This window comes from Microbacterium sp. ARD31, from assembly GCF_031844425.1.
The window spans coordinates 167107-182860 of sequence record NZ_JAUZVE010000012.1; the positions used below are offsets into that span (position 1 = coordinate 167107).

Annotated in this window: 15 protein-coding genes; 11 read left to right on the forward strand and 4 right to left on the reverse strand. The window is 73.2% G+C overall.

Annotated elements, in window-relative coordinates; all coding sequences use genetic code 11:
* The first annotated feature begins 112 nt into the window (after nt 1–112).
* From Q9S36_RS25265 to Q9S36_RS25275, 3 genes are all read left to right on the forward strand, one after another.
* Nucleotides 113–1144, forward strand: a complete 1032-nt coding sequence (locus Q9S36_RS25265; protein WP_311287589.1) for a LacI family DNA-binding transcriptional regulator — start codon at nt 113–115, stop codon at nt 1142–1144.
* The gene (locus Q9S36_RS25270) at nt 1141–2211 is read left to right on the forward strand and encodes a glycerate kinase (protein ID WP_311287590.1); all 1071 of its coding nucleotides are present in this window, start codon (nt 1141–1143) and stop codon (nt 2209–2211) included. Before Q9S36_RS25265 ends, Q9S36_RS25270 begins: the two co-directional genes overlap by 4 nt.
* A 129-nt stretch (nt 2212–2340) precedes the next feature.
* Entirely contained in the window at nt 2341–3318 is a 978-nt protein-coding gene (locus tag Q9S36_RS25275) for a hypothetical protein (protein ID WP_311287591.1), read from the forward strand.
* A 94-nt stretch (nt 3319–3412) separates the two neighbouring features.
* On the opposite strand, the gene Q9S36_RS25280 is transcribed toward Q9S36_RS25275, so the two are convergent.
* Genes Q9S36_RS25280 through Q9S36_RS25290 form a run of 3 tightly spaced genes read right to left on the reverse strand, consistent with a single transcriptional unit; the run spans nt 3413 to nt 4494 of the window.
* Nucleotides 3413–3745, reverse strand: a complete 333-nt coding sequence (locus tag Q9S36_RS25280) for a hypothetical protein (protein WP_311287592.1) — start codon at nt 3743–3745, stop codon at nt 3413–3415.
* Between the two features lie 54 nt (nt 3746–3799).
* Nucleotides 3800–4270 carry an NUDIX domain-containing protein gene (locus Q9S36_RS25285; RefSeq protein WP_311287593.1) on the reverse strand — a complete coding sequence of 157 codons (471 nt, stop codon included), beginning with the start codon at nt 4268–4270 and terminating at the stop codon, nt 3800–3802.
* A complete protein-coding gene (locus Q9S36_RS25290; protein WP_311287594.1) occupies nt 4267–4494 on the reverse strand; it encodes an antitoxin in 228 nt (75 codons plus the stop codon). Before Q9S36_RS25290 ends, Q9S36_RS25285 begins: the two co-directional genes overlap by 4 nt.
* 86 nt (nt 4495–4580) lie before the next feature.
* Between Q9S36_RS25290 and miaA the strand changes: the two genes are divergently transcribed.
* The 8 genes from miaA to hflX all read left to right on the forward strand — a co-directional run bounded on the left by miaA (nt 4581) and on the right by hflX (nt 13354).
* Nucleotides 4581–5507 carry a tRNA (adenosine(37)-N6)-dimethylallyltransferase MiaA gene (miaA, locus tag Q9S36_RS25295; protein ID WP_311287595.1) on the forward strand — a complete coding sequence of 309 codons (927 nt, stop codon included), beginning with the start codon at nt 4581–4583 and terminating at the stop codon, nt 5505–5507.
* A gap of 19 nt (nt 5508–5526) precedes the next feature.
* Entirely contained in the window at nt 5527–6042 is a 516-nt protein-coding gene (locus tag Q9S36_RS25300; RefSeq protein WP_311287596.1) for a dihydrofolate reductase family protein, read from the forward strand.
* A gap of 86 nt (nt 6043–6128) precedes the next feature.
* Nucleotides 6129–7988, forward strand: coding sequence for a gamma-glutamyltransferase (gene ggt / locus Q9S36_RS25305; RefSeq protein WP_311287597.1), 1860 nt, complete (start codon nt 6129–6131; stop codon nt 7986–7988).
* A 307-nt stretch (nt 7989–8295) separates the two neighbouring features.
* On the forward strand, nt 8296–9081 hold the full coding sequence (dapF, locus tag Q9S36_RS25310; protein WP_311287598.1) for a diaminopimelate epimerase: 786 nt from the start codon (nt 8296–8298) through the stop codon (nt 9079–9081).
* Between the two features lie 69 nt (nt 9082–9150).
* Nucleotides 9151–9927, forward strand: a complete 777-nt coding sequence (locus Q9S36_RS25315) for an SDR family NAD(P)-dependent oxidoreductase (protein ID WP_311287599.1) — start codon at nt 9151–9153, stop codon at nt 9925–9927.
* A gap of 136 nt (nt 9928–10063) precedes the next feature.
* Nucleotides 10064–10915, forward strand: coding sequence for an NYN domain-containing protein (locus Q9S36_RS25320; RefSeq protein WP_311287600.1), 852 nt, complete (start codon nt 10064–10066; stop codon nt 10913–10915).
* A gap of 51 nt (nt 10916–10966) precedes the next feature.
* Nucleotides 10967–11740 carry a thrombospondin type 3 repeat-containing protein gene (locus tag Q9S36_RS51660; protein WP_396653842.1) on the forward strand — a complete coding sequence of 258 codons (774 nt, stop codon included), beginning with the start codon at nt 10967–10969 and terminating at the stop codon, nt 11738–11740.
* 63 nt (nt 11741–11803) lie between these two features.
* Entirely contained in the window at nt 11804–13354 is a 1551-nt protein-coding gene (gene hflX, locus Q9S36_RS25330; protein ID WP_311287601.1) for a GTPase HflX, read from the forward strand.
* Between the two features lie 116 nt (nt 13355–13470).
* Here hflX and Q9S36_RS25335 read toward each other — a convergent pair whose 3' ends face one another.
* Nucleotides 13471–15624, reverse strand: coding sequence for a M14 family zinc carboxypeptidase (locus Q9S36_RS25335; protein ID WP_311287602.1), 2154 nt, complete (start codon nt 15622–15624; stop codon nt 13471–13473).
* Between the last annotated feature and the right edge of the window lie 130 nt (nt 15625–15754).

Consider the following 15754-nt stretch of genomic DNA (forward strand, 5'->3'; position numbering starts at 1 on the left):
GTCCAATGCGTAAGCGCTTTCGTAAGCGCTTTCGGCTACTGTATGCACGACGGCGGGGATGTGGCAAGGGTCACATCCGGCCGATGTCCGACATCGACGGGGAGGACGCTGGATGCCCAAGGGAGCGGCGACGAGCCCTCGCCTGCAGGACGTGGCCGAGGCGGCGGGGGTCTCCATCGCGACCGCGTCCCGCAGTCTCTCGGGGTCTCCGGGCGTCAGCGAGGTGGTCGCCCAGCGGGTGCGTGAGACGGCGCGCGAGATGGGGTACGTCGTCAACCTGCACGCGCGCTCCCTGGCCGGCGGGTCGACCCGCTCGGTCGGCCTGGTCGTCCACGAGATCGGCGACCCCTACTTCTCCGAGATCGCCAGCGGCGTGCTGGGCGTGGGCGCCCGCGAGGGACTCACCGTGCAGATCTGCCACACCGGTCGCGACCCCGAGCGCGAGCTCGCCCAGCTCCGGATGCTGATCGCCAACCGCGTCGGCGCGATCATCGTCGCCGGCTCGGGCCTGGTCGACCCGGCGCTGCAGGCGCCGGCCAAGGCCGAGCTGCAGGCGTTCCGCCGCGCGGGCGGTCGGGTCGCGGTGATCGGGCGCCACCACCTCGGGGTCGACGCGGTGCTCCCGGACAACACCGAGGGCGCCCGCGCGGTCGCCCAGCACCTGCTCGACCTCGGGCACCGCCGGCTCGCCCTGGCGACCGGGTCCCGCCAGCTCACCACCGTCGCCGACCGCATCGCCGGCGTGGCGGAGGCCTTCGCGGCCGCGGGACTCGACATCGACGACGTCCCGGTGGTCGAGGCCGACTTCACCCGTGCCGGGGGCAAGGTCGCCGCCGACCGGATCCTCGACGACCACCCCGGCGTGACGGCCGTCCTCGCCCTCAACGACGACATGGCGATCGGGGTGCTCTCGGCCCTGCGCGCCCGCGGCGTCTCCGTGCCCGGCCAGGTCTCGGTCACCGGCTTCGACGACGTCGCCGTCGCCGGTGACCTCGCGCCGTCGCTCACCACCGTGCGGCTGCCGATGGCCGAGATGGGGGAGCAGGCCCTGCTCCTGGCACTCAAGGAGCCGAGCAGCCGGCCGCGCCGGCGAACCGTCGGTGCAGAGCTCGTGGTCCGCGACTCCTCCGGGCCGCCCTCATGACCCGCGTGCTGCTGGCGCCCGACAAGTTCAAGGGGTCGCTGTCGGCCCCCGGGGTGGCGCAGGCGCTCGCCGACGGCGTGCACCGGGCGTGCCCGGACGCGGTCGTCGACCTCCTGCCGGTCGCCGACGGCGGCGACGGGACCGTCGACGCGGCGGTGGCCGGCGGCTTCGAGCGGGTCCCGGTCGCGGTGAGCGGACCGACCGGCGACCCGGTCGCGACGTCGTACGCCCGACGCGGCGCGACCGCCGTCGTCGAGCTGGCCGACGCCTGCGGGCTGGCACGACTCCCGGGCGGGGCACCCGCACCGATGACCGCGACCAGCAGGGGCCTGGGTGAGGTGATGGCGGCAACGCTCGACGCGGGCTGCCGGTCGCTCGTGGTGGGGATCGGCGGCAGCGCGAGTACCGACGGCGGGCTCGGCCTGCTCGAGGCGCTGGGGGCTCGTGCCTCCGACGGCCTCGACCTCACCGGGCTGCACCCGGCGCTGGCCGGGGCGCGGATCGTGGTGGCCTGCGACGTCGACAACCCGCTGACGGGTCCGGACGGCGCAGCCGCGGTCTACGCGCCGCAGAAGGGCGCGAGCCCCGAGCAGGTGGCCGAGCTCGACGCCCGGCTCGGCCGGTGGGCCGACCTCGTCGCCGCTGCCACCGGGACCGACCGGCGTGACGAGCCGGGGGCCGGCGCCGCCGGTGGCGTCGGGTTCGGGCTGCTGGCGGTGCTCGGTGCCGAGCTGCGTCCCGGCATCGACCTCGTCCTCGACCTCCTCGGCTTCGCCGAGCGGGTGGCGGGAGCCGACCTCGTCGTCACCGGCGAGGGCATGCTCGACCGGCAGAGCCTGCGCGGCAAGGCGCCCGTCGGGGTCGCGACCGCCGCCCGCCGCGTCGGCGTACCCGTCGCCGCGGTCTGCGGCCGCACCACGCTGCCCGACGACGAGCTGGCCGCCGCCGGCATCTCCCGCGCCTACGCCCTCACCGACGTCGAGCCCGACGTCTCGGTCTGCCTCCGCGAGCCCGCACGGCTCCTCGTCGAGCTGGGGGAGCGGTTGGCCCGCGACGTCCTGGGCTGATTCGGGGGACTCCATCGACAACGTGGAAGGTCCGAGCCACCAGGTGACCCGGATCTTCCGCGATCCCGTTCTCCACAGGTCGACTCGCACGGGTGGCGAGGCAGCCGGGCGGCGGTGATGGTGGTCCGGGTGACGGATCTCGACGCGCTCCTCGTCTCTCAGGACGGCGTGGTCTCCCGCGCCCAGGCGATCGCAGTCGGGCTGCAGCCCCACGACGTACGTCGTCTCGTGCGGCGCCGCGACCTCGCGCCCCTCCTGCCAGGCGTCTACGTGTCGCACACCGGCGAGCCCACGTGGCTCCAGCGTGCGTGGGGAGCCGTGCTGGCGTGCGCGAGCCCGTACGGCATGGGCGGGGCCGACCTGGGCGCGGCGCTCGCCGGAGCCTCGGCCATGCGCGCCGCCGACGGACCGGGGCGGCCCGGCGGCGACGCGGGACCGATCGAGGTCGTGGTGCCGCGGTCGCGGCGGGTCGTCGCGCCCAGCGGGGTCACGGTCGTGCGCTCCCGACTGGCGCCCGACCACGTCCAGTGGCACCTCGGCCCGCCGCGCCTGCGCTACGAGGAGGCTGCGCTCGACGTGGCCGTTCGAGCGACGGGAGAGATTGCGGCGATCGACGCGATCGCGCGGGCGGTGCAGGGCCGGCACACCACGGCCGTGCGGATGCAGACGGCGCTCGCGTCGCGGGCGCGGGCGCCACGGCGCGTGTTCCTCGAGTCGGTGCTCGCCGACGTCGCCCACGGCACCTGCTCGGTGCTCGAGCACGCCTTCCTCACCCGGGTCGAGCGGACCCACGGCCTCCCGTCAGCGATCCGGCAGGTGCGTGCCGGCACCGCGAGCGGCCTCGTCTACCGCGACGCCGTGTACGGCGAGCGGATCGTGGAGCTCGACGGCCGCCTGTTCCACGACACCGCGGAGCAGCGCGACCGCGACTTCGAGCGCGACCTCGACGCGGCGGTCGAGGGGCACTCCACCGTGCGCCTCACGTGGGGGCAGGTGGTCGGCCGACCCTGTCGTACGGCGGCCAAGCTCGCGCTGCTCTTCGCGCGGGACGGCTGGCCGGCGGCCATGCCCTGCGGGCCGGGCTGCGACCTGGCGCGGGCCGCATGATCGTGGAAGGTCCGAGTCATCCAGTGGCCCGGATCTTCCACGATGCGCGCGGAGTCCCCGGATGTCCGGGGACTCCAGCAGCGGGCGGCTGGGATCAGGCGGGCGGCTCGGGGGAGCCGTCCTCGGCCTCCTGGCCGGCAGCGGGCTCGCCCGTGGTCGCGGCGCTGTCGCGGGTGCTGCCGGGCTCCTGGTCCTCGGAGTCGCTGGAGTCGTCCGAGTCGGTGGAGTCGTCGGGCTCCTGCTGCTTGTCGTCGGGCTGGGAGATCTCGTCGGGCACGGTGTCGTCGACGGCCGGGTTGTCCTCCGTGCTGAGGTCGCGGGGGAGGCCGTTGTCGGCCGGGTCCTCCTCGATCGCGTCCACGCCGCCGGGCACCAGCTGCGGCTCCTCGGCGTAGGGCGTCGGCATCGGGCTCAGGTCGTCGGTCATGGGTTCCCTCCCTGGTCGGATCTCCTCGATCGTGCCCAACCGTCCCAACCCGGGCTACCCCCGTTCGGGGGGCCACCCGAAGGTCAGGTAGCGGCTACCCGAGAACAGGTGGGCGAGGGCGTGCGCCTCGTGCGGCACGGTCGGCTCCGGGAGCGCGGTGAGCGGGTACCAGCCCAGCGCGGTCGCCTTCTCCGTCTCGACGATCCGCGGCTCGCCGCTCCACGACCGGGCGGTGAAGAAGAAGTCGACCCGCTCCTCGATCGGCGCGCCGAACTGGCTGCGCTGCATGGTGAAGGCGAACTCCAGCGCGATGTCGGTGATCGCCAGCTCCTCGACCGCCTCACGGCGCGCGGCGTCGTACGCCGTCTCGCCCGGCTCGACGTGTCCGGCGGCCGCGGCCGCCCAGTGCCCGGGCATGTAGGGGACGGGTCCTCGCTGCTGGAGCAGCACCTCGGTGCCCGACCCGCCCTCGCGCAGCAGGTAGACGTAGGAGGCCGGGACGAGGGCGAAGGTCGGGCCCGTCACGCCTGCGTGGTCGGCGGTGCGGGCGGGATGTCGTCGTTCTTGCCGTCGAGCGAGTCGAGGGCGTCACGAGCCTTGCCGGTGGCCTTGTCGATCTTGTCGGCGTGCTTGCCGCCGGTCTTCTCGTTGGCGAACGCACCCGCCTTGTCGATGCCCTCGGCGATCTTGCCGCCGTGGTCGTCGACCGCCTTGGTGAGCTTCTCCTTGGCCTTGTCCAGGAACGACATGACTCCTCCTCCGCGGGGACCCGGCCCACCCCGACGGGTGGTGACTCCGGCGTCCAGAAGCGTAGCCAGACATGGACAATGAGCCCATGCCCCAGCCCGTCGTCGCCCTCGTCGGCGCGACCGCGTCGGGCAAGACCGCGCTGAGCCTCGACCTCGCCGAGCGGCTCGGCGGCGAGGTGGTCAACACCGACGCGATGCAGGTCTACCGCGGCATGGACATCGGCACCGCCAAGCTCCCGGTCGCCGAGCGACGCGGCATCCCGCACCACCTCCTCGACCTGCTGGAGGTGACCGAGCCGGCCACCGTCGCCCTCTTCCAGGCCTGGGCCCGCGACGCGATCGCCGACATCCGCGGCCGCGGTGCCACCCCGGTCCTGGTCGGCGGGTCCGCGCTCTACACCCGCGCGATCGTCGACCGCTTCGAGTTCCCCGGCACCGACGACTCGCTGCGCCGCGAGCTCGAGGCCGAGATCGAGCGGCTCGGCAGCCGCGCGCTCCACGCGCGCCTGGCCGACGTCGACCCCGAGGCGGCCGCGCAGATCCTGCCCGACAACGCCCGCCGCGTCGTCCGGGCGCTGGAGGTCATCGCCCTCACGGGCCGGCCGTTCAGCGCCAGCCTCCCGCGCCTCGAGTACGACGACCCGCTGACCGTGCAGGTCGGCGTGGACATCGACCGGCCGACGCTCGACGAGCGGATCGCCCGCCGGGTCGACGAGATGTTCGCGGCGGGGTTCGTCGCCGAGGTCGAGGCCCTGCTGGACCGGGGCCTGGCGGAGGGTCGCACGGCCAGCCGGGCCATCGGCTACCGCGAGGTGATGGGCTTCCTCGCCGGCGACCGGTCGCTCGACGAGGCGGTCGAGCAGACCAAGGTGGCCACCCGCCGCTTCGCCCGCCGCCAGGACTCCTGGTTCCGCAAGGACCCGCGCATCGTCTGGGTCGCCCACGACGACCCGCAGCGCGTCGACAAGGCCCTGACCGCGATCGCGGAGATCGATCAGGCCCACTGTCGGTGAGCGGTGCCATGGTGGGTCCATGGCGACGATCTACTACACCGGCTGCTCCCTCGACGGCTTCATCGCGACGCCCGACCACTCCCTCGACTGGCTCACCTCGCGCGACATCGACAACGACGGCCCGATGGCCTACCCGGCGTTCAGCGAACGCGTCGGGGCCTGCGTCATGGGCGCCAACACCTGGCAGTGGATCCTCGACCACGACGAGGACCCTTGGGGCCCGAAGCCGACGTGGGTGGTCACCCACCGCGAGTTCGCGCCCACTGCGCAGGTCCGCTTCACCGACGCCGGTGTGCGCGACGTCCACGCCGAGATGACCGAGGCCGCGGATGGCAAGGACCTCTGGGTGGTCGGCGGTGGCGAGCTCGTCGGCCAGTTCCACGACGCGGACCTGCTCGACGAGGTCTGGATCCAGTACGCCCCCTGCACCCTCGGCGGCGGTGCCCCGGTGCTGCCGCGGGCGATGGAGCTGAGGCTCGAGGAGGTCGCCCGCAACCGCGACTTCGCGTGCGTGCGCCACACCGTCGTGCGCTGATCCGACACGCCCCACCCTGCGGGCGTGGACACGGCCTCCACCGGCAGGCAGGGTGGAGGGACGACTCGTCTCGGGAGGATCCCCCCATGCACCATCTCGCCCGGCCCGCCCTCGCCACGCTCGCGACCGCCAGCCTCGTCGTCGTGCCCCTCGTCTCCGGCGCCGCCCAGGCGCGACCGGGCGCCGCGCCCGCGCCCGCCGCCAGCGCGCCCGACCTGAGGCCGACCGCCAAGGACCCGACCGCGGTCGGCAAGGGCGGCGCGATCAGCACCGTCGACCCCGAGGCGAGCGCCGCCGGCCTCAAGGTGCTCAAGAAGGGCGGCAACGCCGTGGACGCCGCGGTGGCGGCAGCCGCGACCCTCGGCGTGACCGAGCCCTACAGCGCCGGCATCGGCGGTGGCGGCTACTTCGTGTACTACAACGCCAAGTCGGGCAAGGTCCGCACGCTCGACGGCCGCGAGACCGCGCCCAGCAAGATGCCACAGGACGCGTTCATCGACCCGGCGACCGGCAAGCCCTACAACTTCACCCCCGAGCTCGTCACCAGCGGTGTGAGCGTCGGCACCCCCGGCACCCTCGCCACCTGGGACAAGGCGCTCGCCAACTGGGGCACCCTGTCGCTCGCCGACGCGCTCGCCCCCGCCACCAAGGTCGCGACCCGGGGCTTCAAGGTCGACGAGACCTTCCGCCAGCAGACGCTCGACAACAAGGACCGCTTCGCCGCCTTCACCGACACGAAGAAGCTCTTCCTGCCCAAGGGCGACGCACCGGCCGTCGGCTCGATCTTCCGCAACCCCGACCTCGCGGCGACCTACGACCTGATCGCCGACAAGGGCACCTCCGCGTTCTACCGCGGCAAGCTCGCCCGCCTGATGTCCGACGTGGTCCGCAAGCCGCGCACCAGCGCGGGCACCACGCTGCCCGTGCCCAAGGGCTACCTCACCCCGCGCGACCTGCGCGACTACAAGGTCCGCTCGCAGCGCGCCACCCGCACCACCTACCGCGGCCACGACGTCTACGGCATGGCCCCCTCCTCGTCCGGCGGCACCACGGTCGGCGAGGCGCTCAACATCCTCGAGCGCTACGACCTCTCCGCGATGACGCCGGAGCAGGCGCTGCACCACTACCTCGAGGCGAGCGCCCTCGCCTTCGCCGACCGCGGCAAGTACCTCGGCGACCCGGCCTTCGTCGACGTCCCGGTCAAGCGGCTGCTCGACGACAAGTACGCCGCCGAGCGCGCCTGCTCGCTCAACCCGGCCAAGGCCGCGACCAAGCCGGTCGCCGCCGGCACCGTGACGTCGTACGACGGCGTGTGCTCGCCGAGGTCCGCCGCTGGCGAGACCGACGCCGACACCGAGAACATCTCGACCACCAACCTCACCGTCGCCGACCAGTGGGGCAACGTCGTCGAGTACACCCTCACCATCGAGCAGACCGGCGGCTCCGGCATCACGGTGCCCGGCCACGGCTTCATCCTCAACAACGAGCTGACCGACTTCTCGACCGTGTACGACGCCGCCGACCCCAACCGGATCCAGCCGGGCAAGCGCCCGCGCAGCTCCATGTCGCCGACGATCGTGCTGAAGGACGGCAAGCCGTTCCTGGCGCTGGGCTCGCCCGGTGGCTCCACGATCATCACCACGGTGCTGCAGATGCTGGTCAACCGCATCGACCTGGGGATGTCCATCGAGGAGGCGATCGCGGCACCGCGCGCCACCCAGCGCAACACCGCGAGCGTCACCGCCGAGCCGGCCTTCATCGCGGCCTACGGCCCGGCGCTGACCAACCTCGGCCACACCCTCGTCCCCGCGGGCGACGCCTTCACCAGCGCCGCCGAGATCGGAGCGGCGACGGCGATCGAGTTCGGCCGCAAGTCGCGCCTGACCGCGGTCGCCGAGCCGAGCCGCCGCGGCAAGGGCTCGGCCCGGGTGGTCGACCCGCGCTGACTTTCTCGGTGGTTGCAGTGCGAGGGCGCCCCGCGCCTGTCGGTGGTTGAGGTGCGAGGGCGCCCCGCGCCCGAGCCTCGAAACCTCCGAGTCCGTCGGGGAGCGGTTTCGAGGCTCGCTGCGCTCGCACCTCAACCAGCGAGGGTGGGGTTCGATCCGCGTTGACCCTGTCGGTGGTTGAGGTGCGAGGGCGCCCAGCGCCCGAGCCTCGAAACCTCCGAGACCCTCGCGGAGTGGTTTCGAGGCTCGCTGCGCTCGCACTTCGACCAGCAAGGGTGGGGGTCGGCCCGCCTGTCACACTGGACGGGTGAGCTACGCCTTCCTCAAGGGCCACGGCACCGAGAACGACTTCGTGGTCCTGCCCGACGCCGACGGGTCGGTCCACGGTGACCTGAGCCCGGCACGGGTGCGGGCGCTGTGCGACCGCCGCGCCGGGATCGGCGGCGACGGGGTGCTGCGCGCGATCCGTCGCGACGGCCGATGGTTCATGGACTACCGCAACGCCGACGGCTCGGTCAGCGAGATGTGCGGCAACGGCGTCCGGGTGTTCGCGCACTACCTCCACGAGCGTGAGGGCGAGCCGTTCCCGATGGAGATCGGCACCCGGGCGGGCGTGAAGCGGCTGGAGCAGGCCGGCGACGAGTACACGGCCGACATGGGCGCCCCGCAGGTGCTCGGCGAGACCAAGGTCGCGGTCGGCGACCGCTCCTGGGCGGCCGTGCACGTCTCCATGGGCAACCCCCACGCAGTCGCCTTCGTCGACGACCTCGCGGACGCCGGACCCCTCCACGACGCACCCGAGCACGACCCGGCCGTCTACCCCGACGGCGTGAACGTCGAGTTCGTCGTCCGCCGCGGCGAGCACCACGTCGCGATGCGCGTCCACGAGCGCGGCTCGGGCGAGACCCGATCCTGCGGCACGGGCGCGTGCGCGGTGGCCGTCGCGACCGCGCTGGCCGACGACGCGCCCCGCGGTACGACGTACCGCGTCGACGTGCCCGGCGGCACCCTCCACGTCATCTGGACCGACGACGACCGCGTCCTGATGACCGGTCCGGCCGTCCTCGTTGCGGAGGGCCGCACCGACCTCTGAGGAGTCGGGTGCGCGCGCGGGCACCATCCGCCGCGGGGCCGCGCACTCGACCCTTCTAGGATCCGGGCCATGGACATCTCCGGTTCCACCGCCATCGTCACCGGCGGCGCCAGCGGCATCGGTGCCGCGGTCGCCCGAGCCCTCGCCGCGAAGGGCGCCGTGGTCGTCGTCGCCGACCTCAACGCCGAGAAGGGCGAGGCCCTCGCCGCCGAGATCGGCGGCGTCTTCGCCGCGGTCGACGTGACCAAGACCGACCAGATCGCGACGGCCGTCGAGGCGGCCGCCGAGATCGCGCCGCTGCGCGCCTGCGTGAACTCCGCCGGCATCGGCTGGGCCCAGCGCACCATCGGCCGCGACGGGATGCTGGAGTCCGCCCACGACCTCGACGCGTTCCGCAAGGTCGTGGACATCAACCTCATCGGCACCTTCGACATGACCCGCCAGGCAGCCACGGTCATGAGCCGCAACGAGCCCGACGCCGACGGCCAGCGCGGCGCGATCGTCAACCTCGCGTCGGTCGCCGCCTTCGACGGCCAGATCGGCCAGGCCTCCTACTCCGCCTCCAAGGGCGGCGTGGTCGGCATGACCCTGCCGGTCGCCCGCGACTTGTCGGCGGCCGGCATCCGGCTCAACACCGTCGCGCCCGGCCTGATCGACACCCCGATCTACGACGCGTTCCCGAACCCGGAGGAGTTCAAGGCCAACCTCGGCCAGAACGTCCTCTTCCCCAAGCGCCTCGGCCACGCCGAGGAGCTGGCCAGCATGGTCGTGGAGTGCCTCACCAACTCCTACATGAACGGCGAGACGATCCGCGTCGACGGCGGCATCCGCATGCCACCCAAGTGACCCGACCGCGGATTCCACTGGTCCAGACCGAACGTCCACATTTCGTGCAAACCGCGGACGGCGTCCGACGGGCGGGGTGATGGTCGATCCCTTGGGGAAGGGATCGACACTCATCGGAGTCCGTGGGGGGCACGAGATGACCAACCTGGTGGAGCCGCGGCGTGCGGCTGAGGAAGAGAACGTGGGGAACGACGCCGGCATCGGGTCGTTCGGCGACGGCGAGCTGACCACGCTGGTACGCCGCTGGATGGCGGCCGGCACGAAGGTGCAGGAGCGCGTGCGCCGCGAGAGCCGCGAGAACGTGGTGCGGCCGGCGCCCGAGGACGTCGAGACCGACGTCGTGCCCGAGCCCGAGGCCGAGGTGAAGCCCGAGCTGGAGGCGGTCGGACCGCTGCAGGGGGGCAGTCCGGCCGCGCCCACGGTCACCGTCGTGAGCCGACGCGAGGTCGAGGCCGAGCACGAGGCGGGTGAACCCGGGTCGCTCGCCACCCCGCCGCTCCCGCACCGGCCGACCGGGTCCGACGTCGAGCAGGCGACCCGGGTCGCGGTGCTCATCGACGCCCGCCGGGTGCCCGAGGACGTCGCCACCGCGCTGCTGGCGCGGCTGGCCGAGCGCGGCGCGGTGAACGTGTGCCGCGCCTACGCCGACTGGACCCGCGCCGACCTGGGCGACTGGGTGGCACGGATGCGGCTCCAGGGCCTCCACTCCTTCCACCAGTTCTCCGACGACGACGACCAGGCGCTGGTCGCACTGGCGATCGACGCGGTCGACATCGCCCGCGACGCCGCGGTGGACGAGGTCGTGGTCGCGGGGGACATGACCTCCCTGCTGCCGCTGGTCCACCGCCTGCACGCGGCCGGCGTACGGGTCGTGGTGGTCGGGCCGGGCCACACGTCGCACGACGTGCGCGCCGCCTGCGACGAGTTCTGGGACTCGGAGTCGATCGAGGCCGACGAGCTGGCCCCGGCCGGGCGGCACCGCGCCTGAACTTTGCCGTCGGCCGGGTTTGGGCGGCCGCCGTGGGGGAAGAGCCCCGCCATGGGAGAGCGTCTCGGGAGCCGGGTCTTCGTCGGTGTCGTGCTGGTGGTGGTTGCGGCGCTGGGGATGACCCAGCCGGGCGCCTCGGCCGAGTCCGACCCCGACGCGGTGCCGCAGGCCCTGCCGACGACCGCGTGCCCCGCCCCGCCGGCCGTGCCGGGCGCGGCACCGGCCGACTGCGAGCCGCCTGACCCGTGCGAGCGCGACGCCGACGGCGACGGCATCCCCAACTGCCTCGACAACTGCCGGACCACCGCCAACCCGGGCCAGGAGGACGCCGACGCCGACGGGATCGGCGACGCGTGCGACCCGACGCCGTACCCGCCCACGACCGAGCCGCCGCCCACGACCGAGCCCACGACCGAGCCCACGACCGAGCCCCCGACGGCCACCCCCACGGCCACTCCGACGGCGACCCCGACGGCGACGCCGACCTCGAGCCCGACGTCCACCCCCACCTCGGTCCCGGTCTCCCCGGGCTGCCAGGCCTCCTGCGCCTACCCGCGCGAGGTCGACCTGCGGGTCGTGGGGTCGCGGCTGCGCGGCACCGTCTCGTCAACAGCCGTCGGCTGCCGGGCATCCGCCAGCGTCACGCTGTGGCGCCAGAAGAAGGGCGCCGACCGCCGTCTGGTGGTCGTGTCGAGCCGCGCGTCGGGACGCTTCTCGACCAGCCGCCCGGCGCGTCCGGGGCGCTACTACGTCACCGTCGCCTCGCCCGAGCAGCCCCTCTGCGGGTCGGCGACCTCCCCGACGGTGAAGGTCCGCCGGGGCTGAACCCGCACGGCGCGGACAAAGTCATTCGCGCAGGTCAGGTCCGCGACCTACCCTTGCAGACATATGACGAACGCACCTGACTTCAACCTGCGCGACGCCCTCGACGCGACCCGCGCCTGGGACGACGAGACGATCGAGCTCGACGACCAGCTCCTGGCCGAGGACGACGACGTCGACGACGGCTTCGAGTCCGGCTACGCCGACGACACGACGTACGACGACCCCTTCGAGGACGCCGACCCCGAGGAGCTGACGATCGGCGCGCAGGAGCTCGCCGAGCGGCACGCCCTGCGCCGGGTCGCCAGCCTGCGCACCGAGCTCGAGGACATCACCGAGGTCGAGTACCGCCAGCTCCGGCTGGAGAAAGTCGTGCTCGTCGGCGTGTGGACCGAGGGGTCGGTGACCGACGCCGAGAACTCGATGGCCGAGCTCGCCCTGCTCGCCGAGACTGCCGGCTCCGAGGTGCTCGAGGCCGTCTTCCAGCGTCGGCAGAAGCCCGACCCGGCCACCTACATCGGCCGCGGCAAGGTCGACGCGATCCGCGAGATCGTCCAGGCCACCGGCGCCGACACCGTCATCTGCGACGGCGAGCTCGCGCCGAGCCAGCTGCGCAACCTCGAGGACCGGATCAAGGTCAAGGTCGTCGACCGCACCGCGCTGATCCTCGACATCTTCGCCCAGCACGCGAAGAGCAAGGAGGGCCAGGCCCAGGTCGAGCTCGCGCAGCTGCAGTACATGAAGCAGCGCCTGCGCGGCTGGGGCGGCAACCTCTCCCGCCAGGCCGGTGGCCGCGCGGCCGGCGGTGACGGCATCGGCGGCCGTGGTCCGGGTGAGACCAAGATCGAGACCGACCGCCGCCGCATCAACACCAAGATCGCCAAGCTCCGTCGTGAGCTGAAGGAGATGCGCGGCACCCGCGACGTCAAGCGCCAGTCGCGCCGCCGCAACCACATCCCCAGCGTCGCGATCGCCGGCTACACCAACGCCGGCAAGTCCTCGCTGCTCAACCGACTGACCGACGCCGGGGTGCTGGTCGAGGACGCGCTCTTCGCGACGCTCGACCCCACCACGCGGCGTACGACGACCAGCGACGGCCGCGTCTACACGATGTCCGACACGGTCGGCTTCGTCCGCCACCTGCCCCACGACCTGGTCGAGGCGTTCCGCTCGACGCTGGAGGAGGTCGCCGACTCCGACCTGCTGCTCCACGTCGTCGACGGCTCCCACCCCGACCCCGAGGGCCAGATCGCCGCGGTGCGCCAGGTGCTCGCCGAGATCGACGCGACCAAGGTCCCCGAGATCATCGTGATCAACAAGGCCGACGCCGCCGACCCGCTGGTGATCAGCCGGCTGCTCGCCCGCGAGCCGCACAGCGTCGTGGTCAGCGCCAAGACCGGCGAGGGCATCGACGACGCCCTGCGGATGATCGAGTCGGAGCTGCCGCGCCCGCAGGTCGAGTTCGACGTGCTGCTGCCCTACGAGCGCGGTGACCTGGTCAACCGGATCCACCAGGAGGCCGAGATCGGCTCGCTGGAGCACACCGGCGACGGCACGCTCGTCGTCGGCCGGGCCAACGCCGACCTCGCCGGCGAGCTGGCGGCGTACGCCCGCTGACCGCTCCCCTCCCGGAGACGCTTCACCACGGCATGCAGCCGAACGGGCACTTCCCACGATCAGCTGACCGTGGGAAGTGCCCACTCACCGACATACCGTGGTGAACCAGCGGCGGCTCAGCGCTTGAGGCTGCTCCGGCGGCAGATCTCGCCCACGCCGGCGACCTCGCCGCGGTCCACGACCACCTCGCGGGTGCCGAGCACGCGTCCCTGGCGGTCGGTGCAGGAGACCAGCCACGCCTCCTTCACGCCGGTGTCGACCGGCGGGTCGGGGCTCTCGAAGGTCACCTCGCCGCTCCAGTCGTGCGCCGCGTCGCCGCCCTTGTAGTTGTCCGCGACGATCGTGTACGTCCCCGGTTGCGGGTCCGGGATCCGGATCACCTCCGGGTTGGCGAGTGTCGCGCCCGAGCCCACCGGCGTTCCGTCCGGGCCGAGGACGGTGAAGTCCCAGTCGTAGGCGGTCGGGTCGTCCGACGGCCAGCCGATCGAGACGACGGCGTACCCGTTGTCGGCGGCGGGCAGCCCCTGCACCTCGAAGGTCGTGGTCTCGCTGCCGCCGACGGGCGGAACATCTGGCGGGTTGACCAGCGTGACCGGGCCCTGCGGCGGCGCCTCCGGGTAGCGGCCGTAGCGACCCGCCACGAGCGGCCGCGTCGAGGGGTTCACGTCGAGGGTGAAGCGACCGCCGCGGTCGGTGGCGTAGGAGGTGACGAGGAAGTCCTCGTAGAGGAGCGGGTCACCCACGCTGCCGTCCGGCTGGATCACCGGCGAGGTCGGCGAGACCGTGCGCCGGGAGACGGTGATGGTCTTCCCGGCCGGCGCGCTGCCCCGGATGCGGGAGTGCTGGGCGTCGTCGGCCGCCGCCTCCGCCGCCAGCCAGTACGCCTCCTGGTTGCCGCCGCGCCCGACGCCGTCCGCGGGCGCCTCGCCGAGGTACTCACCGACCACCGCCTCCTCGTAGGCCGGGTGGAAGCCCTCGTCGCCGATCTCGAAGGTGTAGCCGTAGCCGCCGGTGATCCAGTAGCTCCAGTCCTCGGTCGAGCCGGAGGTGTCGTAGAGCTGGTACGACGCCTGGCTGGTGTAGGCGTTCTGGGCGGCCATCGCGTCGCCGAGCGCCTTCAGCTGCGGCTCGTCCGGCGCCTTGCCGGTCGCGGCGATCGCCGGCGGGCGCAGCACCAGGTTGCTGTAGGTGTGGTTGGAGATCATCACCGTGACCGACCGCTCGGAGATGAGCTGCCGCACCGCGTCGGTCTCGGGCTCGCTGCCCGGGCCGTCGCCGCGGTAGGTGTCGCTCAGGAAGTTCGTGCTCGCCCCGCCGCCACCCCAGAAGCCGGGGTAGTTGCGGTTGAGGTCGGTGCCGCGCTGCCGGCCCGCGGGGTTGTCGGCACACGTGCCGCCGAGGAACTCGGGGGTGGTGGTGGCGGAGACCGAGCAGTTCTTGCGCTTCATCTCGTAGTCGAACCGGCTGAAGTCGCCCATCGGCTGCGCGCTCCGCGAGATCCGGAAGCCGTCGACGTTGACCACCGGGACCACGATGACCCGCGACTCGGACAGCACCCGGCGGGCCCGGTTGCGGACGTCACGATCGCGGTCGTAGTAGGACTGCAGCAGGTCGAAGGCGAACTCCATGGTGTGCTCGGCGCTGGGCCACTCGCGCGCGTGGTGGGCGCCCATCAGCAGGAAGACCGGCTTGCCGTCGCGCACGTCGGGGGCGTCCGCGCTGATCTCCAGGCCGCGGATCCGCTCGCCGAGCACCGTCGGGTTCGGGAGCGTCAGCGGCTTGGTGAGGGTGGGGTAGAGCCGGGCGAGCCGGTTCATGTCGGCGAGGTAGTCGTCGTAGGTGCGGTACGACGTCCGCCCGCTGGGCAGCGCCGAGCGCGCCACGCTGGCGGCGTACCTCTCGTCCGCCTTCCTGTTCCTCGCGGTGAGTGCCTCGAGGTCGTCGACCGTCACCGTCCAGGTGAACCCGGCGTCCTCCAGGGCCTGGGCGTCCTGCGCGTCGTGCAGGACCACCTCGATCCCGCGCTGGGTGGCGTGCTCGGTGATGTCGAGGCCCAGCGCGATGACCTCGTTGCGGTCCTCGACCTCGGGGGCCCGGACCATCACCACCTGGGTCGGCTCGTCGGACGCGGCGCGCGCCGGCGCGCGTCGCCCGTCGTCCGGCCCGGTGCTGCCGGATGCCACCCCGGCGCCGGCGGCCAGGCCTGCGGCCACCAGGCCACCGACCGCCACCACCCGGGTAGATTGGAATCGTTTCGTGCGCGTCGCCATGGGGCCCCTCCCGAGATCGCGGCCGTGGGTCGGCCGCAGTCCGTCCACACAACACCCGCCGGCGGTCGCTGTCGAGGGGCGGAACCTTCGGGTCGTGCCGCCCGTTGACGCTCCCGGGCCCGGATTCGGG